Consider the following 22,117-nt stretch of genomic DNA (forward strand, 5'->3'; position numbering starts at 1 on the left):
ATAATTAATTTTATGTAAATTATGTAAATCGTGATCCTAATCACTGTTCAGGGGAAATGTTCCCAATCAGATTGTGTGGGAATTGTAATAAGAATGTGAACCCCCTATACTGCCGCCAGGTCTCCGGATTACCCTGAAGTAGGAGCACCCAGCGTTATAAAAACACGCCATGAAGCATTCAGGATGTTATGCCACATGTGTGATGTGAAGGGTTTAAACTCTTGACGCTGTCTGATCCCCACCCAGGCCCGGAGGATGGAAATTAAAATAAGAGCTGTGTGGGCAAAAACGTGAAAAAACAAAGACCTGTCAATTTGGATCTGCAAACGATCCGATTTCCTGTTACTGCGATAGCGTCCATTTTACACCGCGTCTCTGGCGTAATGACTTTCGTTGCCGTTGGTATCCTCCTTTGGCTGTTAGGTTTGTCTGTTTCCTCGCAAGATGGATTCATGCAAGCTGCGGCGATCATGAATAGCTTTATTGTTAAATTCATCTTCTGGGGAATACTCACTGCGCTGGCCTATCACGTTTGCGGTGGCATCCGCCACTTGCTAATGGATTTTGGCTATATCGAAGAGAGCTTGGCTGCGGGGACCCGCTCCGCCCAAGTGACAATGGTGTTAACTTTGGTGCTGTCAGTTTTAGCTGGAGTCCTCGTATGGTAAGCAATGCTTCTGCGTTAGGGCGTAATGGAGTACACGACTGGCTGTTACTGCGTGCTTCTGCAATCGTCATCACTCTATATATTCTTTATATTCTGGGCTTCGTGATTATCGTCCCAGATATCACCTATGAAATCTGGCGTGGCTTCTTCGCTTCGCACATCACAAAAGTATTTACCCTGCTGACATTACTGTCGATTCTGGCTCACGCTTGGATTGGTCTGTGGCAGGTGTTAACGGACTATGTAAAACCACTAGCGATACGATTGGTGCTACAACTTGCCGTCGTGGTTACGCTGCTGGTCTACCTCTTATATGGAACAATTGTGGTGTGGGGTGCTTAAATGAAACTGCCGGTCAGAGAGTTTGATGCTGTTGTTATCGGTGCGGGTGGTGCAGGTATGCGCGCCGCGCTGCAAATTTCCCAAATGGGGCTGTCTTGTGCCCTAATCTCTAAAGTTTTCCCGACTCGTTCTCATACTGTGTCTGCGCAGGGTGGTATTACCGTTGCCTTGGGTAATACCCACGAAGACAACTGGGAATGGCACATGTATGACACCGTCAAAGGTTCTGATTATATCGGTGACCAGGACGCTATCGAGTATATGTGTAAAACAGGCCCAGAAGCGGTTCTGGAACTGGAGCACATGGGATTACCTTTCTCCCGTTTAGACGATGGCAGCATTTATCAGCGTCCATTCGGTGGCCAGTCGCTGAACTTTGGCGGTGGGCAAGCCGCACGTACCGCGGCGGCGGCTGACCGTACAGGGCATGCACTGCTGCACACTCTTTATCAGCAAAACCTGAAAAACCACACCACCATTTTTTCTGAATGGTATGCCTTGGATTTAGTGAAGAATCAGGATGGTGCTTTCGTTGGCTGTACCGCTATCTGCATTGAAACCGGTGAAGTGGTTTATTTCAAAGCTAGTGCAACGATATTGGCAACAGGCGGAGCAGGTCGCATTTATCAATCCACCACCAATGCACACATTAATACCGGTGATGGTGTTGGTATGGCGCTGCGTGCGGGTGTACCCGTGCAGGATATGGAAATGTGGCAGTTCCACCCGACCGGTATCGCGGGTGCTGGGGTATTGGTCACCGAAGGTTGCCGCGGCGAAGGCGGTTATTTGCTGAATAAGCACGGCGAGCGCTTTATGGAACGTTATGCTCCGAACGCCAAAGATTTGGCGGGTCGTGACGTAGTGGCACGTTCCATTATGATCGAAATCCGTGAAGGCCGTGGTTGTGATGGTCCTTGGGGGCCGCATGCCAAGCTGAAGTTGGATCACTTGGGTAAAGATGTATTGGAGTCCCGTCTGCCGGGTATTCTGGAGTTATCTCGTACCTTTGCCCACGTTGACCCAGTCAAAGAACCTATTCCAGTCATTCCAACGTGCCATTACATGATGGGTGGGATCCCAACCAAAGTGACGGGGCAAGCGATCACCGTGAATGAAAAGGGTGAAGATGTTGTGATCCCTGGCCTGTTTGCTGTCGGTGAAATTGCCTGTGTTTCCGTCCACGGTGCAAACCGTTTGGGGGGCAACTCATTACTGGATCTGGTGGTATTTGGCCGCGCTGCTGGCATGCATCTGCAAGAGTCATTGATGGAGCAGGGTGCCAGCCGCGATGCTAGCGATTCTGATATTGAAGCTTCACTTGATCGCATGAATCGCTGGAATAACACCCGTTCAGGTGAAGACCCAGTTGAGATCCGTAAAGCACTACAAGCCTGCATGCAGAATAACTTCTCGGTGTTCCGTGAAGGTGATGCCATGGCAAACGGCTTGGAAGAACTGAAAGTTATCCGTGAACGTCTGCAAAATGCCCGTCTGGATGACACTTCCAGTGAGTTCAATACCCAACGTATTGAATGTTTGGAATTGGATAACCTGATGGAAACCGCGTTTTCCACCGCTGTGTCAGCAAACTTCCGTACCGAAAGTCGTGGCGCGCATAGCCGCTTCGACTTCCCAGAGCGTGATGATGCGAACTGGCTGTGCCACTCGCTGTATTTGCCAGACACTGAAAGCATGACCCGCCGTGAGGTAAACATGCAACCTAAGCTACGCCCGGCCTTCCCGCCGAAAGTGCGTTCTTATTAAGGCATGTGTTGTGTTGATAGGGTTAAATTCTAACCCGTTGCGGAGGAATAGATCATGAAACTTGAGTTCTCAATTTATCGCTACAACCCGGACGTCGATAACGCGCCGCACATGCAAGATTACACGCTGGAAGCGGAAGAAGGCCGGGACATGATGTTGCTGGATGCACTTATCCAGTTGAAAGAAACAGATCCAACGCTATCGTTTCGTCGCTCCTGCCGTGAGGGCGTTTGCGGTTCCGATGGTCTGAATATGAATGGCAAAAACGGCTTGGCATGTATCACACCAATCTCAGCGTTGCAAAAAGCTAATAAGAAGATTGTGATTCGCCCATTACCGGGGCTACCAGTGGTGCGAGATTTAGTCGTCGACATGGGGCAATTTTATACTCAGTACGAGAAAATTAAGCCTTATCTCTTAAATGATGGCAAAAATCCGCCCGCGCGTGAGCATTTACAATCGCCTGAACAACGCGAGAAGCTGGATGGTCTGTACGAGTGCATCTTATGTGCTTGTTGTTCAACCTCTTGCCCGTCATTCTGGTGGAATCCGGATAAGTTTGTTGGTCCGGCGGGGCTGCTGGCTGCCTATCGCTTCTTGATAGATAGCCGTGATACCGAAACATCAGCACGATTGGATGATCTGGACGACGCTTTCAGTGTTTTCCGCTGCCATAGCATCATGAATTGTGTCAGTGTTTGTCCTAAAGGTCTTAACCCAACCCAAGCGATTGGTCACATTAAGTCTATGTTGTTACAGCGTGGCGCGTAATCGTTAAAGCATCGCTAATGATAGTTGCAACGTAGGGCATGATGTGAGTTTATTAACCTGGGGAATGATTCCCCAGGTAGCTTCAAGGTAGGGAATCTCTAAAAACCGGCAAGCTGTCCGTTTTTAGAGGTTCCTTGAACGGGACCGTTAAGGTCCATAACAGAACGTGCATTGAGCATGTCGAGTGAACCGTTTTTACGGCAAACCGTTGATATTACGGTGTATATGTTAACCACGGCGAAAACTGAAGCTTCAAAGCTTAAGGGATCATGATGCAGAACGGCGCAATGAAGGCCTGGCTGGATTCCTCCTATCTGGCGGGCGCGAACCAGTCCTACATAGAGCAGCTCTATGAAGACTTTTTAACTGATCCTGGTTCCGTTGATGATAGTTGGCGTTCAATTTTTCAACAACTACCTACAACGGGTGTAAAACCTGATCAGTTCCACTCTCAAACGCGTGAGTATTTCCGTCGCTTGGCGAAGGACCCCTCGCGTTATAACTCATCCATCAGCGATCCTGAAAATGATGCCAAACAAGTTAAGGTGTTGCAGTTAATCAATGCCTTCCGCTTCCGCGGCCATCAACATGCTAACCTTGACCCACTCGGTTTATGGAAGCAAGAGTCTGTTCCAGACCTCGAACCTTCCTATCACAACCTGACTGACGCCGATTTCCAGAACACCTTCAATGTGGGCTCTTTTGCTATTGGCAAAGAAACCATGAAGCTGTCTGATCTGTATGCAGCTCTTAAACAGACCTACTGCGGTTCAATTGGCGCTGAATACATGCACATTACCAACACTGAAGAAAAACGCTGGCTACAACAGCGTATTGAATCAGTCGTCGGGAAACCAAAATTCAGCGAAGAAGAGAAGCGTCGCTTCCTAAGTGAACTGACTGCTGCTGAAGGTCTGGAGCGTTATTTAGGGGCTAAATTCCCAGGTGCGAAGCGATTCTCGCTGGAAGGTGGCGATTCATTGGTCACCATGCTCAAAGAGATGATCCGCCATGCGGGTAAAAATGGCACCCGTGAAGTCGTGCTAGGGATGGCTCACCGTGGCCGTCTGAACGTACTGATTAACGTACTCGGTAAGAAACCGGAAGATTTGTTTGATGAGTTTTCCGGTAAGCATAAAGAACATTTGGGGACGGGTGACGTTAAATATCATCAGGGCTTCTCCTCTGATGTAGAAACAGAAGGCGGTCTGGTTCACTTAGCACTGGCCTTTAACCCATCGCATCTGGAAATTGTTAGCCCAGTCGTTATCGGTTCTGTCCGCGCACGTCGTGATCGTCTGGATGAAGCCCGTAGCAACATGGTACTGCCTATCACCATCCACGGTGATGCGGCCATTGCTGGTCAAGGTGTGGTGCAAGAAACATTGAACATGTCACAAGCTCGCGGCTATGAAGTTGGCGGGACGGTGCGCATTGTCATCAACAACCAGATTGGGTTTACCACCTCAAATCCACTGGATGCTCGTTCTACCCAGTACTGTACTGACATTGCCAAAATGGTACAGGCGCCGATCTTCCACGTGAATGCTGATGATCCTGAAGCGGTGGCGTTTGTCACTCGCTTAGCACTGGATTTCCGTAACACCTTTAAACGTGACGTGATGATCGATCTGGTTTGCTATCGTCGCCATGGGCATAACGAAGCCGATGAGCCAAGTGCAACGCAGCCAGTGATGTATCAGAAGATCAAAAAACACCCGACACCACGCAAAATCTATGCGGATAAGCTGACCGAGCAAAACATTGCGACCTTGGAAGATGCCACTGAAATGGTCAATCTTTATCGTGATGCCTTGGATCACGGCGACTGTGTAGTAGAAGAGTGGCGTCCGATGAATCTGCAATCCTTCACGTGGTCACCGTATCTGAACCATGAATGGGATGAAGAATACCCAAGCAAAGTTGAAATGAAACGCCTGCAAGACCTGGCGCGTCGTATCAGCCATGCACCAGAAGCCATTGAAATGCAATCTCGTGTCGCCAAGATTTATAGCGATCGTGCTTTGATGGCCAGTGGCGAGAAGCCATTCGACTGGGGCGGTGCTGAAACATTGGCTTACGCGACACTGGTTGATGAAGGTATTCCGATTCGCCTGTCGGGTGAAGATGCAGGACGCGGGACTTTCTTCCATCGTCATGCTGTCATCCATAATCAAAAAAATGGCTCAGTTTACGTACCTTTGTCGAATGTACACAGCGGGCAGGGCGACTTCCAAGTTTGGGACTCAGTGCTGTCGGAAGAAGCTGTCTTGGCATTTGAATATGGTTACGCTACGGCAGAACCGCGTACCTTGACCATTTGGGAAGCGCAATTCGGTGACTTTGCCAACGGTGCTCAGGTCGTTATCGATCAGTTCATTAGTTCTGGCGAACAGAAATGGGGCCGGATGTGTGGGTTGGTGATGCTGTTACCACATGGCTACGAAGGCCAAGGTCCAGAGCACTCATCTGCACGCTTGGAACGCTACCTGCAACTTTGTGCTGAACAAAATATGCAAGTGTGTATCCCATCAACACCGGCGCAGGTTTACCACATGATTCGCCGTCAGGCATTGCGTGGAATGCGTCGCCCGTTGGTCGTGATGTCACCTAAATCATTGTTACGTCATCCGTTGGCAATATCTTCGCTGGATGAATTGGCGAATGGGACTTTCTTGCCTGCTATTGGTGAAATCGACGAGATGGACCCGAAAGGCATTAAGCGTGTCGTGATGTGTTCTGGCAAAGTCTATTATGATCTGTTGGAACAGCGCCGCAAGAATGGTCAAACCGATGTTGCTATCGTGCGTCTTGAGCAGCTTTATCCGTTCCCACACCACGCCGTTCAGGCTGTATTGGAGCAATTTGCTCATGTGCATGATTTCGTCTGGTGCCAAGAAGAGCCGCTTAACCAAGGCGCATGGTACTGCAGCCAACACAACTTCCGCGAAGTGATTCCATTTGGTGCTTCCTTGCGTTATGCAGGCCGTCCAGCATCCGCTTCACCGGCAGTTGGATACATTTCCGTACACCAGAAACAACAACAAGCTCTGGTTAATGACGCGCTGACCGTTGAATAGCGAGCCGGTTAACACATAAAGGATAGAGAATGAGTAGCGTAGATATTAATGTTCCTGACCTCCCTGAGTCTGTCGCCGATGGCTCTGTCGCCACTTGGCACAAAAAGCCAGGTGATAGCGTTAAACGTGATGAAGTGCTGGTTGAGATTGAAACGGACAAAGTGATTCTGGAAGTTCCGGCCAGTCAGGACGGTATTTTGGACGCCATTTTGGAAGAAGAGGGTGCAACAGTGACTTCCCGTCAAGTGTTGGGCCGTATTCGTCCAAGTGATAGCTCAGGCAAGCCGACAGAAGAAAAAAGTCAAAGTACAGAGTCTACCCCTGCCCAGCGTCAGAATGCCAGTCTGGAAGAAGAGAGCAACGATAGCCTCAGCCCAGCCATTCGTCGCCTGATTGCTGAGCATGATCTTGATGCCTCCGCAATTAAAGGTAGTGGTGTTGGTGGTCGAATCACACGCGAAGATGTTGATAGCCATTTAGCGACTCACAAATCTGCTCCTGCCGTCGTTGAAGCTAAAGCTGAAACCCCAGCACCAGCAGCGCTGGCGGGCCGTAGTGAAAAACGTGTCCCAATGACGCGCCTCCGTAAACGTGTTGCTGAACGTTTGTTGGAAGCGAAGAACAGCACCGCGATGCTGACCACGTTTAACGAAATCAATATGAAGCCGATCATGGACCTGCGTAAGCAGTACGGTGATGCTTTTGAGAAACGTCACGGTGTCCGTTTAGGCTTTATGTCCTTCTATATCAAAGCCGTAGTGGAAGCGCTGAAACGCTATCCTGAAGTGAATGCGTCTCTTGATGGCGAAGACGTGGTTTACCACAACTATTTCGATATCAGCATTGCTGTTTCTACACCACGCGGTCTGGTCACCCCGGTATTACGTGATGTAGATACCATGGGTATGGCGGATATCGAGAAGAAAATCAAAGAACTGGCTGTAAAAGGCCGTGACGGCAAACTGAAAGTTGAAGAACTGACCGGCGGTAATTTCACCATTACTAACGGCGGTGTATTCGGCTCACTGATGTCGACTCCGATCATTAACCCACCACAAAGCGCGATCCTAGGCATGCATGCCATCAAAGATCGTCCAATGGCGGTAAATGGTCAGGTAGTGATTCTGCCAATGATGTATCTGGCACTGTCCTACGATCACCGTTTAATCGATGGCCGCGAATCTGTGGGCTATCTGGTGACGGTGAAAGAGATGCTGGAAGATCCAGCTCGCTTGCTGCTCGACGTATAACAAAGATAAATAACAAGGCTAGCCTGATTGCAAGGTGTTGATTACCTGCCTCCGTGCAATCAGGCGACCTCGTGTGCTTCGGCCCATCTCAGACCTTATATGGATAGAACATCATGAATTTACACGAATATCAGGCAAAACAACTGTTTGCTCGGTATGGCATGCCAGCGCCAACTGGCTACGCTTGTACCACACCGCGTGAAGCAGAAGAAGCCGCATCTAAAATCGGTACTGGCCCGTGGGTGGTTAAATGTCAGGTTCATGCAGGCGGTCGCGGTAAAGCGGGCGGCGTGAAACTGGTTAACAGCAAAGAAGATATTCGTGCTTTCGCTGAACAGTGGTTAGGCAAAAAACTGGTCACTTACCAGACAGATGCACATGGTCAACCGGTTCACCAGATTCTGGTTGAAGCCGCAACAGATATCGATAAAGAGCTGTATTTGGGTGCGGTTATCGATCGCAGTTCCCGTCGTGTGGTGTTTATGGCATCCACTGAGGGTGGCGTTGAAATTGAGAAAGTGGCGGAAGAAACGCCAGAACTGATCCACAAAATCGCACTGGATCCATTGACGGGGCCACAACCTTATCAAGGGCGCGAGTTGGCCTTTAAACTGGGTCTGACGGGTAAGCAAGTCACTCAGTTCACTAAAATCTTTATGGGTCTGGCAACATTGTTCTTGGAGCGTGACTTGGCGATGGTTGAGATCAACCCGCTTGTTATTACGAAACAAGGCGATCTGGTCTGTCTAGACGGCAAACTGGGGGCAGACGGTAATGCGTTGTTCCGTCAACCGGAACTGCGTGAAATGCGTGATCCAAGCCAAGAAGATGCCCGTGAAGCACATGCGGCACAGTGGGAGCTGAACTACGTGGCTTTGGATGGCAACATTGGCTGCATGGTCAACGGTGCTGGTCTGGCGATGGGTACCATGGACATCGTAAAACTGCACGGTGGCGAACCTGCGAACTTCCTTGATGTCGGCGGTGGCGCAACCAAAGAGCGCGTGACTGAAGCGTTCAAAATCATTTTGTCTGATGACAAAGTGAAAGCCGTTTTCGTGAACATTTTCGGCGGTATTGTACGTTGCGACCTAATTGCTGACGGTATTATTGGCGCAGTTGAAGAAGTGGGTGTCAATGTGCCAGTCGTGGTTCGTCTGGAAGGGAATAACGCTGAGCTGGGTGCCAAAAAATTGGCAGACAGTGGTTTGAATATCATTGCTGCGACCAGCCTGACAGATGCGGCTCAGCAAGTTGTAGCGGCAGTGGGGGCTAAATAATGTCTATTTTAATCGATAAAAACACCAAAGTTATTTGCCAAGGTTTTACGGGTAGCCAAGGGACTTTCCACTCAGAACAAGCTATCGCTTATGGCACCAAAATGGTTGGCGGTGTGACGCCGGGCAAAGGCGGTACTCAGCATTTGGGTCTGCCAGTATTCAATACCGTGCGTGAAGCGGTAGAGACGACAGGTGCAACTGCATCAGTAATCTACGTGCCTGCACCATTCTGTAAAGACTCTATTCTGGAAGCCATTGATGCTGGCATCAAGCTGATTATCTGTATCACCGAAGGTATCCCGACGCTGGATATGCTGGTGGTCAAAGTCAGATTGGAACAGTCTGATGCACGTATGATTGGCCCGAACTGCCCAGGCGTTATCACCCCAGGCGAATGTAAGATTGGTATTATGCCAGGTCACATTCATTTGCCGGGTAAAGTGGGTATCGTCTCTCGTTCAGGGACGTTAACGTATGAAGCGGTAAAACAGACGACTGACATCGGTTTTGGTCAGTCGACGTGTGTCGGTATTGGCGGTGACCCAATCCCAGGTTCTAACTTTATTGATATTCTGAAGTTGTTCCAAGAAGACCCGCAAACGGAAGTTATCGTGATGATTGGTGAAATTGGTGGTAACGCAGAAGAAGAAGCGGCCGCTTACATCAAAGATCACGTGACCAAACCTGTGGTCGGTTACATTGCAGGTGTGACTGCACCGAAAGGCAAACGTATGGGCCACGCTGGTGCCATCATTGCTGGTGGTAAAGGAACAGCGGATGACAAGTTCGCAGCGTTGGAAGCCGCAGGCGTGAAAACCGTGCGTAGCTTGGCTGAAATTGGTAATGCGGTTAAAGCGATATTGCCTCAGTAATCATTGCCAAAATAACTAATGCAGCACGAGTAATACCACAAATTGAGGCCACCTTTCGGAGCCTCAAACTGCTGACCAACACTGATGACTCGATCGGGAACGGTGAGGGCAGGCAGAAGAGTAAAGCGTCCGCGCCAGGGATGGCGCGGCTCGAGCCATCAGGGATGATTTTACGGCGTCTTTACGATCTGCTTGTTCTCTCCGCCACAGGCATTTTGTCAGCTACCTCAGGCCACCTTTCGGTGGCCTTTTTAATGCTTAATCAGTATTTATTCAATGCAGCGATGAGTGCGATATCCGTTTGCGCTTGCAACTTAGTCTGCTCATTACTGGCGTTAGCCTCTTGCTGTTTTAAGGTTGCCAAGGCCGCGTCATAACTGGTTTTATCCCTAAATACCTTACCTTTCACGTTGATTGACGCAATGTTAGTGAAGCGACCATCCGTAGTTGCAGGGACAGTAATTACGTCAGTATTAATCAGGTTTTTGACGATTTCTCGTTCTCTTTCATTGCCATCCAGTCCAACCAAGTGCCAACGCTGTTGAGGTTTCCCTTCATATTTTCCCGCCTTAACCTCGGTTAAATAGCGAATGGTGAGATTACGGATAGTGCCTTCTTCCTCACCGAACTCGGCTTTGCTATCAGACAGTATTGGGAATGTCCGTCCTTCGAGAACCCCGCCCTTTTGCGTCAGATGACCCATACGGTAACTGTTCATGCCCAGCTGTATCGGGGTGGAATCCGTGACGGGTGTACCGTCATTGAGGCGTAAATCGGTAATGCGCGAACCTGTCGGTTGGCGTAAATCAATGGTATAGGTCACGCCATCAAAGAAGTCGTTGGTCGAATATTTTGAGGCGCGACGTTGTGGGTTAAAACTGTAAGTCACATCGCCCGGTTTCACTTGATTAAAGTAGTCAGCGGACCATTCCATATACTGCTTTAATTCTTTGCCTGTTAGGCTGTAAACCGTTATTTCGCCACCGGCGTATTGATAGTTAAAGGCAATATCTTTCGCAGTGATATCACCCACATCTAATTTAGGGCGATCATTATCAATCTGTAGGGCGATGATCTGGGCCTGAGGGGCGTAATAACGCGCTGCTTCCTGATACAGTGCGCTGATTCCAGTGTCTTGCACGTGAACTTGAGGAATACCTTTTATTTCGTCAGCAGGCACAAGATTGGTCCCACTCAACTTGGCAATCACCCGATTTGCATTCGCACGCAAAATATCATGGTAAGGCTGATAAATGGCTTCTAAGTTTTTATCAGACTCAACGCCCTTGATCGGGTAGGTATAGCTGTCTTTATCGATGAGCTGATATTTCCCATCACGCTGTTCGAATTTCAAGTCAATACGAGAAAGGGCGCGGCCATATTTATCTGGTTCAGTGATGATGACTCCATTGACGACCGCTTTATCAATTTTTACATGCATATGGCCCGCAACGATCGCCGCCAATTCTGGATTGGCTTGGGCAATATCACCCACACCTGTCCCTGGCCGCTGGTTTTCATTGTCGATCCCCATATGAGCCACCAAAACAATAGCATCAACATGTGGTTGGATTTGTTGAATGACTTTTTTAACTTCCTGCACAGGGTCGGTGAAATGGATACCGTTAATTCGGTCAGTGCCTTGCGCGAACTCCGCAGTCATTGGGGTATCCATCCCGATAATGCCGATTTTAACGCCTTGGCGGTCAATGATTTTGTAGGAGGGCAGGTAAGGCTTGCCTGAGTCCCAAAAAATATTGCCCGCCAACGCCGCCCCGTTAAATTGCTTTAGTGAAGTTCCTAGCGCTTTCAACCCGAAATCGAATTCATGGTTTCCCATCACCCAAGCATCATATTGCAGTGCATTAAAACCAAGAATCATCGGGCTGATAGGCTCATTTTTAAAGGTTTCAACGAAATTTCCTTGGAGGGTATCGCCGGCATCAACCAAAATGATATTGGGCTGTTCAGCACGTATTTTATGCACTTTAGTGGCGATTTGGCTCAGGCTTCCAGCCATATTCTCAGTGTCGCTGGCATAATCCCAAGGCACAAAAGTGCCATGTAAATCAGAGGTACCCAGGATAGTGATGTCAACCTGTTGGGCGGCAATGGATGCGGTAGTGGTACACAAGAGTGTGGCGAGGGCTATTTTTTTCATTATAGAGGATTCAATATTTTATCGATTAACAGCACTTTATCATGCAACAAAATGGCAACACTTGCGAACGCTTCTCTGAAAATGGACTAACATACTTATATAAAACTCGAAATTGTGATTGAACTCACTCTGAATCAATTAAATTTAAAAGTTAATCTGGATCGCATAATAACGAAGTAATAAAGCATTAGTTAAACCATAAAATTACATTTTATTAACAGTTGTGGGTTATATAAAAACAATAGAACGTTTAATTAACATGAAAAATAATTAATTGTTCTAAATCAACTTTTGAATATAGCAATAATGTTCAGATACGCTTAAATTGTTCTGGATCAAATTAAAGCACAGTAGGCAAATGGCCTATTTCTTGACCTGTATCCAGAACTCAACGCTGGGTCACGTAAAATCCTATTTATTGTGTGGGATTAGAAGCGTAGTATTACCCCGGTGTAATACTGGGTAGTTGATATTGTTATTTTTGTTGTGTTTTTTTGGGCATTCACTGCGGGTAATGATGAGGCTTCGGATTTAAACAGAAGCCGAGTGACCGCAAGTCGGAGTCTTCCTGCGAGGAGCAAGGAGTCAAGATGTTTGATATTGTCGAACTGTCACGGTTACAGTTTGCCTTAACGGCAATGTACCATTTCTTATTTGTCCCATTAACGCTGGGGATGGCGTTTTTGTTGGCAATTATGGAATCGGTTTATGTGCTGTCTGGTAAACAAATCTATAAAGATATGACCAAATTCTGGGGCAAGTTATTTGCGATTAACTTTGCTCTGGGGGTTGCTACTGGTTTGACTATGGAGTTCCAATTCGGGACAAACTGGTCATATTTCTCACATTACGTCGGCGATATTTTCGGTGCCCCTCTGGCAATCGAAGGTTTAATGGCGTTCTTCCTGGAATCTACTTTCGTCGGTCTGTTCTTCTTCGGATGGGATCGTCTGAGTAAACATCAGCATTTGGCCGTAACCTGGCTGGTTGCATTAGGCTCTAACTTCTCTGCGTTGTGGATCTTGGTTGCTAACGGTTGGATGCAAAACCCGATTGCATCTGATTTCAACTTTGAAACCATGCGTATGGAAATGCTGAGCTTCTCAGAACTGGTGTTGAACCCAGTTGCTCAGGTGAAATTCGTTCACACTGTGGCAGCAGGTTATGTTACCGGCGCGATGTTCGTTCTAGGTATCAGCTCCTACTATCTGCTGAAAGGCCGTGATATTCCATTCGCCAAGCGCTCCTTTGCGATCGCGGCGAGCTTTGGTTTAGCTGCAACACTATCCGTTATCGTGCTGGGTGATGAATCTGGTTATGAAATGGGTGACGTACAGAAAACCAAATTGGCTGCTATCGAAGCTGAATGGGAAACTCAACCGCCGCCAGCCGCCTTTACGCTGTTTGCGATCCCTAATCAGGAAACGATGGAGAACCGCTTTGCTGTTCAGATTCCATTTGCGTTAGGCATCATTGCGACTCGTTCACTGGACACGCCGGTGATTGGTCTGCGCGATTTGATGTCTCAACACGAAGTGCGTATTCGCAATGGTATCCAAGCCTATAGCCTGTTAGAGAAATTACGCAGTGGCAATACTGACCCTGCTGTACGTGAAGCGTTCAGTAAGGCAAAACAAGATTTGGGCTACGGTTTGCTATTGAAGCGTTATACCCAAAACGTCACTGATGCGACTGAAGAACAAATTCAGCTCGCTGCGCAAGACTCCATTCCACGTGTTCTCCCTCTATACTTTGCATTCCGCATCATGGTGGCTTGTGGCTTCCTCATGTTGCTGATCATTGGCCTGTCGTTCTGGAGCGTTATCCGCGGCAAAATTGGTGAGAAAAAATGGCTACTGCGTACTGCATTGTTCGGTATTCCATTACCGTGGATTGCAGTAGAAGCAGGTTGGTTTGTGGCCGAATATGGCCGTCAACCATGGGCCATCGGTGAAGTGCTGCCGACAGCAATCGCAAACTCATCCGTTACCGCTGGGGATATTCTATTCTCAATGGCGTTGATTTGCGGTCTGTACACGCTGTTCCTGGTTGCAGAAATGTACCTGATGTTCAAATTTGCGCGCCTTGGGCCAAGTAGCCTGAAAACTGGCCGCTATCATTTTGAACAGCCGACTGCACCAGTGCAGGAAGCACGGTAAACAGGAGTCCACTTATGTTTGATTATGAAGTATTACGATTTATCTGGTGGCTGCTGATCGGTGTGCTACTGATTGGTTTTGCAGTCACCGATGGTTTCGATATGGGTGTTGGTGTCCTGCTGCGTATCATCGCTAAAAATGATACTGAACGTCGTATTTTGATTAACTCGATTGCCCCTCACTGGGATGGTAATCAGGTTTGGTTGATCACTGCCGGTGGGGCGCTGTTTGCAGCCTGGCCGATGGTGTATGCAGCCGCATTCTCCGGCTTCTATATTGCGATGATTTTGGTGTTGGCTGCTTTGTTCTTCCGTCCGGTCGGCTTTGACTACCGTTCTAAGGTGGAAGATAACCGCTGGCGCAACATGTGGGATTGGGGCATTTTTGTCGGTAGTTTCGTGCCTGCTGTTGTGTTCGGTGTGGCGTTCGGTAACTTGCTGCAAGGCGTACCGTTCCACATGGATAGCTACATGCGCCTGTTCTACACAGGTAACTTCTTCCAGTTGCTAAACCCGTTTGGTTTACTGGCTGGGGTTGTCAGCTTAACCATGTTGGTTACGCAAGGGGCAACTTACCTGCAAATGCGTACCCGTGGCGAGCTACATCTGCGTTCCCGTGCTGCCGCGCAAATTTCCGCGTTGGTGATGGGCGTTGCCTTCTTGCTAGCCGGTATTTGGTTAGTGAAAGGCATCGATGGTTTTGTGGTGACTTCAGCGCTAGATACTGCCGCTCAATCTAACCCGATGCGCAAAGAAGTAGCACATCAGGCAGGTGCATGGTTGATTAACTTCAACAAGTACCCAATCCTGTGGGCACTGCCTGCTCTTGGGGTGATTCTGCCACTGTTCACCATCTTGCTGTCGCGCTTTGAAAAAGGGGCTTGGGCCTTCCTGTTCTCATCGCTGACCATTGCTTGTGTGATTTTGACTGCTGGTGTCACTATGTTCCCATTCGTTATGCCGTCAAGCACCGTGCCAAATGTCAGCCTGACAATGTGGGATGCAACATCTAGCCTGTTGACGCTGAAAGTGATGACCATTGTTGCGATCATCTTTGTCCCTATCATCCTGTTGTACACCAGCTGGTGTTACTACAAAATGTTCGGGCGCATTGATAAAGACTTTATCGAAAACAACAAGCATTCACTGTACTAGGGAGCATAAAGCATGTGGTATTTTGCCTGGATTCTAGGGACACTTCTGGCCTGCTCCTTTGGTATCATTACTGCTCTGGCACTGGAGCAGAGTGAAGCCAACGCAGCAGCAAAAGCTGCCAATAATGGCAATGATGATGTTGTCCGATAAGTTATACGCGTTAATGGATAAGGGTCCGTTCAGGGCCCTTTCACTCCTGCTCGCATTTGCTGTCGCTTTTTGTGTATTTTGGGACCCTTCGCGTTTCGCGGCGGCGACCAGCTCACTTGAAGTGTGGCAAGAGGTGTTTATTGTGTGGGCAGTGTGTACTGGTGTGATTCATGGCGTAGGTTTTCGCCCTAATCGGGTGTGGCTGCGTGCTTTTTTCTCACCACTTCCAGCAATTGTGATCTTGGGCGCGGGATTATTCTACTTTTTCGCTTAATCTGAATGTATATCGCCTAATTTGTACGAAATCTCTCCTTATGGGCCTTCTGGCCCATAATTATTTTATTTCTATTCTCTCAAGTGATTCCAAAGCGTAACGCTCTTCAGTATAGTGTCTCGGTTAATTGCATTACTGGGAAGTAGAGTGAGTAATACGTTGTTTCGATGGCCGGTACGTGTCTATTTTGAAGACACCGATGCTGGTGGTGTGGTTTACCATGCACGCTACGTTGCCTTTTACGAAAGAGCGCGCACAGAAATGTTGCGCCAACACAATTTTCACCAGCAGCAATTGCTCCGTGAGCATGTCGCTTTCGCTGTCCGCCGCATGACGGTAGAATACCTGGCACCTGCACGTCTTGATGATATGCTGGAAGTTCAGAGTGAAATTACCGCAATGCGTGGGGCTTCTCTCACGTTTGCTCAACGAATTCTCGACTCACATGGCAATCTTCTGAGTAGTGCAGAAGTATTGATCGCATGTATCGATCCACACCAAATGAAGCCAAAAGCGCTTCCTAAGTCTATTGTCGCGGAGTTTAAGTAGTGGCTGACATGAACATTCTGGATTTATTCCTGCAGGCAAGCTTATTCGTTAAGCTTATCATGCTGGTTCTGATGGGCTTTTCTATTGCTTCATGGGCGATCATCATTCAGCGAACGCGTATTCTGAATGCTGCTACCCGCGATGCTGAAGCCTTCGAAGATAAATTTTGGTCTGGCATTGAGCTGTCTCGCCTGTATCAAGAAAGCCAGGCTCGTCGCGATACGCTGGGTGGCTCCGAGCAGATCTTCCATTCTGGATTCAAAGAATTTGCCCGTTTGCACCGCGCAAATAGCCATGCACCTGAGGCTGTCATTGATGGTGCTTCCCGTGCAATGCGCATCTCAATGAACCGCGAATTAGAAGCGCTGGAAACACATATTCCGTTCCTTGGTACTGTCGGTTCTATCAGCCCGTATATCGGTCTGTTTGGTACAGTCTGGGGGATTATGCATGCCTTTATTTCTCTGGGCGCAGTGAAGCAGGCGACGTTGCAAATGGTCGCACCAGGTATTGCTGAGGCGCTGATTGCCACGGCGATTGGCCTGTTTGCTGCTATCCCTGCTGTTATGGCTTATAACCGTCTGAATCAGCGCGTGAATAAACTTGAACAAAACTATGACAATTTCATGGAAGAGTTCATTGCTATTCTGCATCGTCAGGCTTTTGCCAGCGCTGAGAGCAAATAAGTAGGGGGTTGTATGGCGCGAGTACGTGGTCGTAAACGTCGCGAGCTTAAGTCTGAAATTAACATTGTTCCCTTACTTGACGTCTTGTTGGTGCTGCTGCTGATTTTCATGGCAACAGCGCCGATTATCACCCAAAGCGTTGAAGTGGATCTCCCTGATGCGACGGATTCGAAAACCGTTTCAAGCGATGATAATCCGCCGGTGATTGTCGAAGTGTCAGGTGTAGGTCAGTATTCGCTGGTTATTGACCACCAACGGATGGAGCAGTTGCCGTCAGAACAAGTGGTGGCAGAGGCGCAGGCAAGATTGAAAGCGAATCCGAAAACCGTATTCCTGATTGGTGGCGCGAAAGAGGTTCCTTATGATGAAATCATCAAGGCTCTGAATATGCTGCATCAGGCGGGTGTAACGTCGGTGGGTTTAATGACCCAACCGATATAAATTTGCGTTGATATCGGCTGGATGAGCATCCAGCCAGTAGCGACCCTGTGTTTAGCAGTTCCGTTTTTTAGAAATAGAGCGCGGACATCGAGTGTGGAAATCGAGCGTGGGTAAGGCAACCGAGCAAAATGATAAGCTGAATCGCGCGATTATAGTGTCGGTGGTTCTGCATATCGTATTGATTGCCCTGTTGATTTGGGGCTCTCTGACACAGACGACTGAAATGGGCGGTGGCGGTGCCGGCGGCGAAGTTATTGACGCCGTTATGGTCGATCCTGGCGCAGTGACAGAACAGTATAACCGTCAGCAACAGCAGCAGACGGATGCTAAACGTGCAGAACAGCAACGCCAGAAGAAGGCCGAGCAGCAAGCGGAAGAATTACAACAGAAACAGGCGACAGAACAGCAACGCCTGAAAGAATTGGAAAAAGAGCGTCTGCAAGCGCAAGAAGATGCAAAGCAGGCGGCTGAAGAACAGAAAAAACAAGCCGCAGAGCAGCAAAAACAGGCCGCTGAGCAACAGAAACAGGCCGCCGCCGCCGCTGCCAAAGCGAAAGAAGAACAGAAACAAGCTGAAGCTGCAGCGGCTCAAGCTAAAGCAGAAGCCGATAAGCTCGTGAAAGCGCAGGCAGAAGCACAGAAGAAAGCCGAAGCTGAAGCCAAGAAAGAAGCGGCAGTGGCTGCTGCGGCGAAGAAACAAGCTGATGCTGATGCGAAGAAAGCCGCAGAAGCTGCTGAAAAAGCCGCAACAGAAGCGGCAGAAAAGAAAGCCGCAGCTGATGCCGAGAAGAAAGCAGCTGCTGATGCTAAAAAAGCGGCTGCCGCAGAGGCCAAGAAGAAAGCCGCTGCTGAGGCTGCTGCTGCCACAGACGTAGATGACTTGTTTGGTGGCTTGGCTAACTCCAAGAATGCACCGAAAAGTGGCTCTGGTGCAGGTGCTGCCGCTGCAGGTAAAGGTGGTGGCAAGAAGAGTGGGGCCTCTGGCGCTGATGTCAGTGGTTACTTAGGCCAAATCACTGCTGCGATACAAAGTAAATTTTATGATGCAGATCTTTACAAAGGCCGTACCTGTGATCTGCGAATTAAATTAGCACCAGATGGTCTATTAATTGATGTTAAAGCGGAAGGTGGTGATCCAGCACTGTGCCAAGCTGCCATCGCTGCCGCAAAACAAGCGAAGATTCCTAAACCGCCAAGTTCTGATGTTTATGAAGTGTTTAAGAATGCTCCGCTTGTATTTAAACCTCAGTAAGGGTTGATTAACAGAGAATAACTCTGTCAATCAACGAATGGATTATGTAGTTTTGTTTGCGTTGGTTTGTTAAAATTCTGCTAATTATCGCGGGCATCCCGCTCGGATAAGGGAGATAAGATGAAGCAGGCATTTCGAGTAGCGCTAGGCTTTTTAGTTTTATGGGCTTCTGTATTACATGCAGAAGTTCGAATTGAGATTACCCAAGGGGTAGACTCTGCCCGTCCAATTGGTGTCGTTCCATTTAAATGGATGGGGCCAGGCACGCCACCTGAAGAGATTGGCGCGATTGTTGGTGCAGATTTACGTAACAGCGGCAAATTTAACCCTATCGACGCAGCTCGTATGCCACAACAGCCTTCTACCGCAGCGGAAGTCACGCCAGCGGCTTGGACTGCACTGGGTATTGATGCCGTTGTTGTTGGTCAGGTACAACCAAGTGCTGACGGCAGCTATGTTGTTTCTTACCAATTAGTTGATACTTCGGGTGCTGCAGGTAGTGTTTTGGCGCAAAATCAGTATAAAGTTACCAAACAATGGTTACGTTATGCCGCGCATACCGCCAGCGATGAAGTTTTCGAAAAACTGACTGGGATTAAAGGTGCTTTCCGTACTCGTATTGCTTATGTTGTGCAAACGAATGGCGGTAAATTCCCTCACGAATTGCGGGTTTCTGATTACGATGGCTACAACCAATTTGTGGTTCACCGTTCTCCTGAACCCTTGATGTCACCAGCCTGGTCTCCAGATGGTAGCAAAATTGCTTATGTCACATTCGAGAGTGGTAAGTCAGCACTGGTTATCCAGACGTTGGCAAATGGTGCAATCAGACAAGTGGCTTCATTCCCACGTCATAATGGCGCACCAGCGTTCTCGCCTGATGGGACAAAATTGGCCTTCGCTTTATCTAAAAGTGGTAGCCTGAATTTGTATGTTATGGACTTAGGTTCTGGCCAAATTAGCCAAGTTACAGATGGGCGTAACAATAACACTGAACCAAGCTGGTTCCCGGACAGCCAAAACCTGGCCTATACCTCGGATCAGGGCGGTCGTCCACAAGTGTACAAAGTGAATATTAATGGCGGTGCGCCACAGCGAATTACGTGGGAAGGTTCTCAGAACCAGAACGCAGATGTAAGTCCTGATGGTAAGTTCCTCGCATTGGTTAGTTCCAATGGTGGGGCACAACACATCGCTAAACAGGATCTAGAAACGGGAGCCGTTCAAGTATTAACGGACACGTTCCTGGATGAAACGCCGAGTATCGCACCAAATGGCACCATGATTATCTATAGCTCGACACAAGGGCTAGGAGCTGTGTTGCAGTTGGTTTCGACTGATGGGCGTTTCAAAGCGCGTCTTCCGGCTACTGATGGACAGGTCAAATTTCCTGCCTGGTCGCCGTATCTGTGATGCATGTGTAAATACGTATGTATGGCAAACTATAAAAGGATCAAAGAGATGCAACTGAACAAAGTGCTAAAAGGGCTGATGTTGGCTTTGCCAGTTCTGGCAATCGCTGCTTGTAGTTCTAACAAAAGCGCAAATAATGACCAATCTGGCATGGGCGCTGGCACTGGTACAGAAAACGGCAGCAACCTGTCTTCCGAAGAGCAAGCACGTCTTCAGATGCAAGAACTGCAAAAGAACAATATCGTTTACTTCGGTTTCGATAAATACGATATCGGTTCTGACTTCGCTCAAATGCTGGATGCACACGCTGCATTCCTGCGTAGCAACCCATCTTATAAAGTTGTTGTTGAAGGCCACGCGGACGAACGCGGTACGCCAGAATACAACATCGCGTTGGGCGAGCGTCGTGCTAATGCAGTGAAGATGTATCTGCAAGGTAAAGGCGTTTCTGCTGACCAGATCTCTATCGTTTCTTACGGTAAAGAGAAACCAGCAGTGCTGGGTCATGATGAAGCAGCGTTCGCTAAAAACCGTCGTGCAGTTCTGGTTTACTAAGAGAATCGCATGAACAGTAACTTCAGACGTCACTTAGTGGGTCTGTCGTTACTGGTTGGCGTAGCGGTCCCATGGGCCGCTACTGCCCAAGCGCCAATCAGTAATGTCGGCTCCGGCTCGGTAGAAGATCGAGTCACTCAACTTGAGCGTATTTCCAACGCTCACAGCCAGCTATTAACTCAACTTCAGCAACAACTGTCTGACTCGCAACGCGATGTTGATAGTTTACGCGGTCAGATCCAAGAAAATCAGTACCAGCTCAATCAAATTGTTGAGCGGCAAAAACAGATCTACCAACAGATGGATAGTCTGAGTGGTGGCCAAGGGGCTTCAACAGCAGCGCCTGCGGCTGATGCTGCTGCATCAGCGAATGCCACGGCTGGAAGTTCTGACGCTGCTGCGGCAGGTACAGCAGCCACTACAGCTGCGCCTGCAGCAAGTACTGGTGATGAAAACAGCGATTATAATGCGGCTGTTTCCTTAGCTCTTGAGAAAAAGCAATACGATCAAGCGATCACTGCTTTCCAAGGTTTCGTGAAACAGTACCCAAAGTCGACTTATCAACCTAACGCCAATTATTGGTTAGGGCAGTTGTACTACAACAAAGGTAAGAAAGACGATGCAGCATATTATTACGCTGTTGTAGTAAAGAATTATCCAAAATCTCCAAAAAGTTCCGATGCAATGTTTAAAGTTGGGGTGATCATGCAGGATAAAGGCCAAAGCGATAAAGCGAAGGCGGTTTATCAACAAGTGATCAAGCAATACCCTAATACTGATGCCGCTAAACAGGCACAGAAACGTTTATCTGCTCTTTAGCCTTTTTCGAGTCCAGGAATTGGTCATGTTGACTAATTTCTGGGCTTTGGCGAACGAAGAACAAGCAGTTAAACGCTCGAACAGAAATTTAAGTTGCACTGTGAAGAGAAATTAGTAATATATGCCGCCGTTGCCAAGACAACTTGTAAAACGTTAAGGCAGCAGGAAATTATCGTCAGTAGTACCGGTAATGGGTCGTTAGCTCAGTTGGTAGAGCAGTTGACTTTTAATCAATTGGTCGCAGGTTCGAATCCCGCACGACCCACCATTACCTTTGCAAGACGAGCAGTTCCGCACGACAGACTCCGCGTTGTCATCAAGTAAAAATACATAATGGGTCGTTAGCTCAGTTGGTAGAGCAGTTGACTTTTAATCAATTGGTCGCAGGTTCGAATCCCGCACGACCCACCATTATGTCGCAGTACAGTACTTCCGCACGATGAACACCGAATTATCGTTAATCAGTAAATGCATA

The 22,117-nt window shown here is 48.3% G+C and carries 21 protein-coding genes and 2 tRNA genes; 22 read left to right on the forward strand and 1 reads right to left on the reverse strand.

Annotated features, from left to right (window positions below):
- The first annotated feature begins 278 nt into the window (after positions 1-278).
- From sdhC to BN68_RS24465, 9 genes are all read left to right on the forward strand, one after another.
- On the forward strand, positions 279-668 hold the full coding sequence (sdhC, locus tag BN68_RS00925) for a succinate dehydrogenase cytochrome b556 subunit (RefSeq protein WP_019209276.1): 390 nt from the start codon (positions 279-281) through the stop codon (positions 666-668).
- Entirely contained in the window at positions 662-1,009 is a 348-nt protein-coding gene (gene sdhD / locus BN68_RS00930; protein ID WP_019209277.1) for a succinate dehydrogenase membrane anchor subunit, read from the forward strand. Before sdhC ends, sdhD begins: the two co-directional genes overlap by 7 nt.
- The gene (gene sdhA, locus BN68_RS00935; RefSeq protein WP_019209278.1) at positions 1,010-2,776 is read left to right on the forward strand and encodes a succinate dehydrogenase flavoprotein subunit; all 1,767 of its coding nucleotides are present in this window, start codon (positions 1,010-1,012) and stop codon (positions 2,774-2,776) included.
- A gap of 54 nt (positions 2,777-2,830) precedes the next feature.
- On the forward strand, positions 2,831-3,547 hold the full coding sequence (locus BN68_RS00940; RefSeq protein ID WP_019209279.1) for a succinate dehydrogenase iron-sulfur subunit: 717 nt from the start codon (positions 2,831-2,833) through the stop codon (positions 3,545-3,547).
- A gap of 272 nt (positions 3,548-3,819) precedes the next feature.
- The gene (sucA, locus tag BN68_RS00945) at positions 3,820-6,627 is read left to right on the forward strand and encodes a 2-oxoglutarate dehydrogenase E1 component (RefSeq protein ID WP_019209280.1); all 2,808 of its coding nucleotides are present in this window, start codon (positions 3,820-3,822) and stop codon (positions 6,625-6,627) included.
- A 29-nt stretch (positions 6,628-6,656) separates the two neighbouring features.
- Entirely contained in the window at positions 6,657-7,877 is a 1,221-nt protein-coding gene (odhB, locus tag BN68_RS00950; RefSeq protein ID WP_019209281.1) for a 2-oxoglutarate dehydrogenase complex dihydrolipoyllysine-residue succinyltransferase, read from the forward strand.
- Between the two features lie 113 nt (positions 7,878-7,990).
- Entirely contained in the window at positions 7,991-9,157 is a 1,167-nt protein-coding gene (gene sucC / locus BN68_RS00955) for an ADP-forming succinate--CoA ligase subunit beta (RefSeq protein ID WP_019209282.1), read from the forward strand.
- Positions 9,157-10,029, forward strand: a complete 873-nt coding sequence (gene sucD / locus BN68_RS00960; protein WP_019209283.1) for a succinate--CoA ligase subunit alpha — start codon at positions 9,157-9,159, stop codon at positions 10,027-10,029. Before sucC ends, sucD begins: the two co-directional genes overlap by 1 nt.
- Positions 10,030-10,186: 157 nt before the next feature.
- Positions 10,187-10,291: a gluconate 5-dehydrogenase gene (locus BN68_RS24465; RefSeq protein WP_145495979.1), complete on the forward strand. Its 105-nt coding sequence runs from the start codon at positions 10,187-10,189 to the stop codon at positions 10,289-10,291.
- Here BN68_RS24465 and BN68_RS00965 read toward each other — a convergent pair whose 3' ends face one another.
- Positions 10,292-12,190 carry a bifunctional metallophosphatase/5'-nucleotidase gene (locus BN68_RS00965; RefSeq protein WP_019209284.1) on the reverse strand — a complete coding sequence of 633 codons (1,899 nt, stop codon included), beginning with the start codon at positions 12,188-12,190 and terminating at the stop codon, positions 10,292-10,294.
- Positions 12,191-12,780: 590 nt separating this feature from the next.
- Here BN68_RS00965 and cydA point away from each other — a divergent pair.
- The 13 genes from cydA to BN68_RS01030 all read left to right on the forward strand — a co-directional run bounded on the left by cydA (position 12,781) and on the right by BN68_RS01030 (position 22,053).
- Complete coding sequence (gene cydA, locus BN68_RS00970) at positions 12,781-14,349, forward strand: cytochrome ubiquinol oxidase subunit I (protein ID WP_019209285.1); 1,569 nt, start codon at positions 12,781-12,783, stop codon at positions 14,347-14,349.
- A 14-nt stretch (positions 14,350-14,363) separates the two neighbouring features.
- Complete coding sequence (gene cydB / locus BN68_RS00975) at positions 14,364-15,503, forward strand: cytochrome d ubiquinol oxidase subunit II (RefSeq protein ID WP_019209286.1); 1,140 nt, start codon at positions 14,364-14,366, stop codon at positions 15,501-15,503.
- Positions 15,504-15,515: 12 nt separating this feature from the next.
- Positions 15,516-15,653 carry a cytochrome bd-I oxidase subunit CydX gene (cydX, locus tag BN68_RS00980; protein ID WP_004712290.1) on the forward strand — a complete coding sequence of 46 codons (138 nt, stop codon included), beginning with the start codon at positions 15,516-15,518 and terminating at the stop codon, positions 15,651-15,653.
- Entirely contained in the window at positions 15,640-15,927 is a 288-nt protein-coding gene (gene ybgE, locus BN68_RS00985) for a cyd operon protein YbgE (RefSeq protein ID WP_019209287.1), read from the forward strand. The genes cydX and ybgE overlap by 14 nt, the downstream gene beginning before the upstream one ends.
- A 147-nt stretch (positions 15,928-16,074) precedes the next feature.
- Positions 16,075-16,476 (forward strand): tol-pal system-associated acyl-CoA thioesterase, encoded by a 402-nt coding sequence (gene ybgC, locus BN68_RS00990; RefSeq protein ID WP_019209288.1) that lies wholly within the window; start codon positions 16,075-16,077, stop codon positions 16,474-16,476.
- Positions 16,476-17,162: a Tol-Pal system protein TolQ gene (gene tolQ, locus BN68_RS00995; RefSeq protein ID WP_004393307.1), complete on the forward strand. Its 687-nt coding sequence runs from the start codon at positions 16,476-16,478 to the stop codon at positions 17,160-17,162. Before ybgC ends, tolQ begins: the two co-directional genes overlap by 1 nt.
- 12 nt (positions 17,163-17,174) lie before the next feature.
- Complete coding sequence (gene tolR / locus BN68_RS01000; RefSeq protein WP_004712292.1) at positions 17,175-17,603, forward strand: colicin uptake protein TolR; 429 nt, start codon at positions 17,175-17,177, stop codon at positions 17,601-17,603.
- A 106-nt stretch (positions 17,604-17,709) separates the two neighbouring features.
- Positions 17,710-18,855, forward strand: a complete 1,146-nt coding sequence (gene tolA, locus BN68_RS01005; protein ID WP_019209289.1) for a cell envelope integrity protein TolA — start codon at positions 17,710-17,712, stop codon at positions 18,853-18,855.
- A gap of 120 nt (positions 18,856-18,975) precedes the next feature.
- On the forward strand, positions 18,976-20,268 hold the full coding sequence (tolB, locus tag BN68_RS01010) for a Tol-Pal system beta propeller repeat protein TolB (RefSeq protein ID WP_019209290.1): 1,293 nt from the start codon (positions 18,976-18,978) through the stop codon (positions 20,266-20,268).
- A gap of 48 nt (positions 20,269-20,316) precedes the next feature.
- The gene (gene pal / locus BN68_RS01015) at positions 20,317-20,823 is read left to right on the forward strand and encodes a peptidoglycan-associated lipoprotein Pal (protein WP_004393299.1); all 507 of its coding nucleotides are present in this window, start codon (positions 20,317-20,319) and stop codon (positions 20,821-20,823) included.
- Between the two features lie 9 nt (positions 20,824-20,832).
- Positions 20,833-21,642, forward strand: coding sequence for a cell division protein CpoB (gene cpoB / locus BN68_RS01020; RefSeq protein WP_019209291.1), 810 nt, complete (start codon positions 20,833-20,835; stop codon positions 21,640-21,642).
- Positions 21,643-21,834: 192 nt separating this feature from the next.
- Positions 21,835-21,910: transfer RNA gene (locus BN68_RS01025), tRNA-Lys, on the forward strand.
- A 67-nt stretch (positions 21,911-21,977) separates the two neighbouring features.
- Positions 21,978-22,053, forward strand: a tRNA-Lys gene (locus BN68_RS01030).
- The last annotated feature ends 64 nt before the right edge of the window (positions 22,054-22,117 follow it).

This window comes from Yersinia massiliensis CCUG 53443 (assembly GCF_000312485.1).
GTDB classification, from domain to species: domain Bacteria; phylum Pseudomonadota; class Gammaproteobacteria; order Enterobacterales; family Enterobacteriaceae; genus Yersinia; species Yersinia massiliensis.

What these genes read in the sequence shown, in the direction of transcription:
- sdhD (WP_019209277.1), top strand. Translation starts at nt 662, where the DNA reads ATGGTAAGCAATGCTTCTGCGTTAGGGCGTAATGGAGTACACGACTGG.
- sdhA (WP_019209278.1), top strand. Translation starts at nt 1,010, where the DNA reads ATGAAACTGCCGGTCAGAGAGTTTGATGCTGTTGTTATCGGTGCGGGT.
- BN68_RS00940 (WP_019209279.1), top strand. Translation starts at nt 2,831, where the DNA reads ATGAAACTTGAGTTCTCAATTTATCGCTACAACCCGGACGTCGATAAC.
- sucA (WP_019209280.1), top strand. Translation starts at nt 3,820, where the DNA reads ATGCAGAACGGCGCAATGAAGGCCTGGCTGGATTCCTCCTATCTGGCG.
- odhB (WP_019209281.1), top strand. Translation starts at nt 6,657, where the DNA reads ATGAGTAGCGTAGATATTAATGTTCCTGACCTCCCTGAGTCTGTCGCC.
- sucC (WP_019209282.1), top strand. Translation starts at nt 7,991, where the DNA reads ATGAATTTACACGAATATCAGGCAAAACAACTGTTTGCTCGGTATGGC.
- sucD (WP_019209283.1), top strand. Translation starts at nt 9,157, where the DNA reads ATGTCTATTTTAATCGATAAAAACACCAAAGTTATTTGCCAAGGTTTT.
- BN68_RS00965 (WP_019209284.1), bottom strand. Translation starts at nt 12,190, where the DNA reads ATGAAAAAAATAGCCCTCGCCACACTCTTGTGTACCACTACCGCATCC.
- cydA (WP_019209285.1), top strand. Translation starts at nt 12,781, where the DNA reads ATGTTTGATATTGTCGAACTGTCACGGTTACAGTTTGCCTTAACGGCA.
- cydB (WP_019209286.1), top strand. Translation starts at nt 14,364, where the DNA reads ATGTTTGATTATGAAGTATTACGATTTATCTGGTGGCTGCTGATCGGT.
- cydX (WP_004712290.1), top strand. Translation starts at nt 15,516, where the DNA reads ATGTGGTATTTTGCCTGGATTCTAGGGACACTTCTGGCCTGCTCCTTT.
- ybgE (WP_019209287.1), top strand. Translation starts at nt 15,640, where the DNA reads ATGTTGTCCGATAAGTTATACGCGTTAATGGATAAGGGTCCGTTCAGG.
- tolR (WP_004712292.1), top strand. Translation starts at nt 17,175, where the DNA reads ATGGCGCGAGTACGTGGTCGTAAACGTCGCGAGCTTAAGTCTGAAATT.
- tolB (WP_019209290.1), top strand. Translation starts at nt 18,976, where the DNA reads ATGAAGCAGGCATTTCGAGTAGCGCTAGGCTTTTTAGTTTTATGGGCT.
- pal (WP_004393299.1), top strand. Translation starts at nt 20,317, where the DNA reads ATGCAACTGAACAAAGTGCTAAAAGGGCTGATGTTGGCTTTGCCAGTT.
- cpoB (WP_019209291.1), top strand. Translation starts at nt 20,833, where the DNA reads ATGAACAGTAACTTCAGACGTCACTTAGTGGGTCTGTCGTTACTGGTT.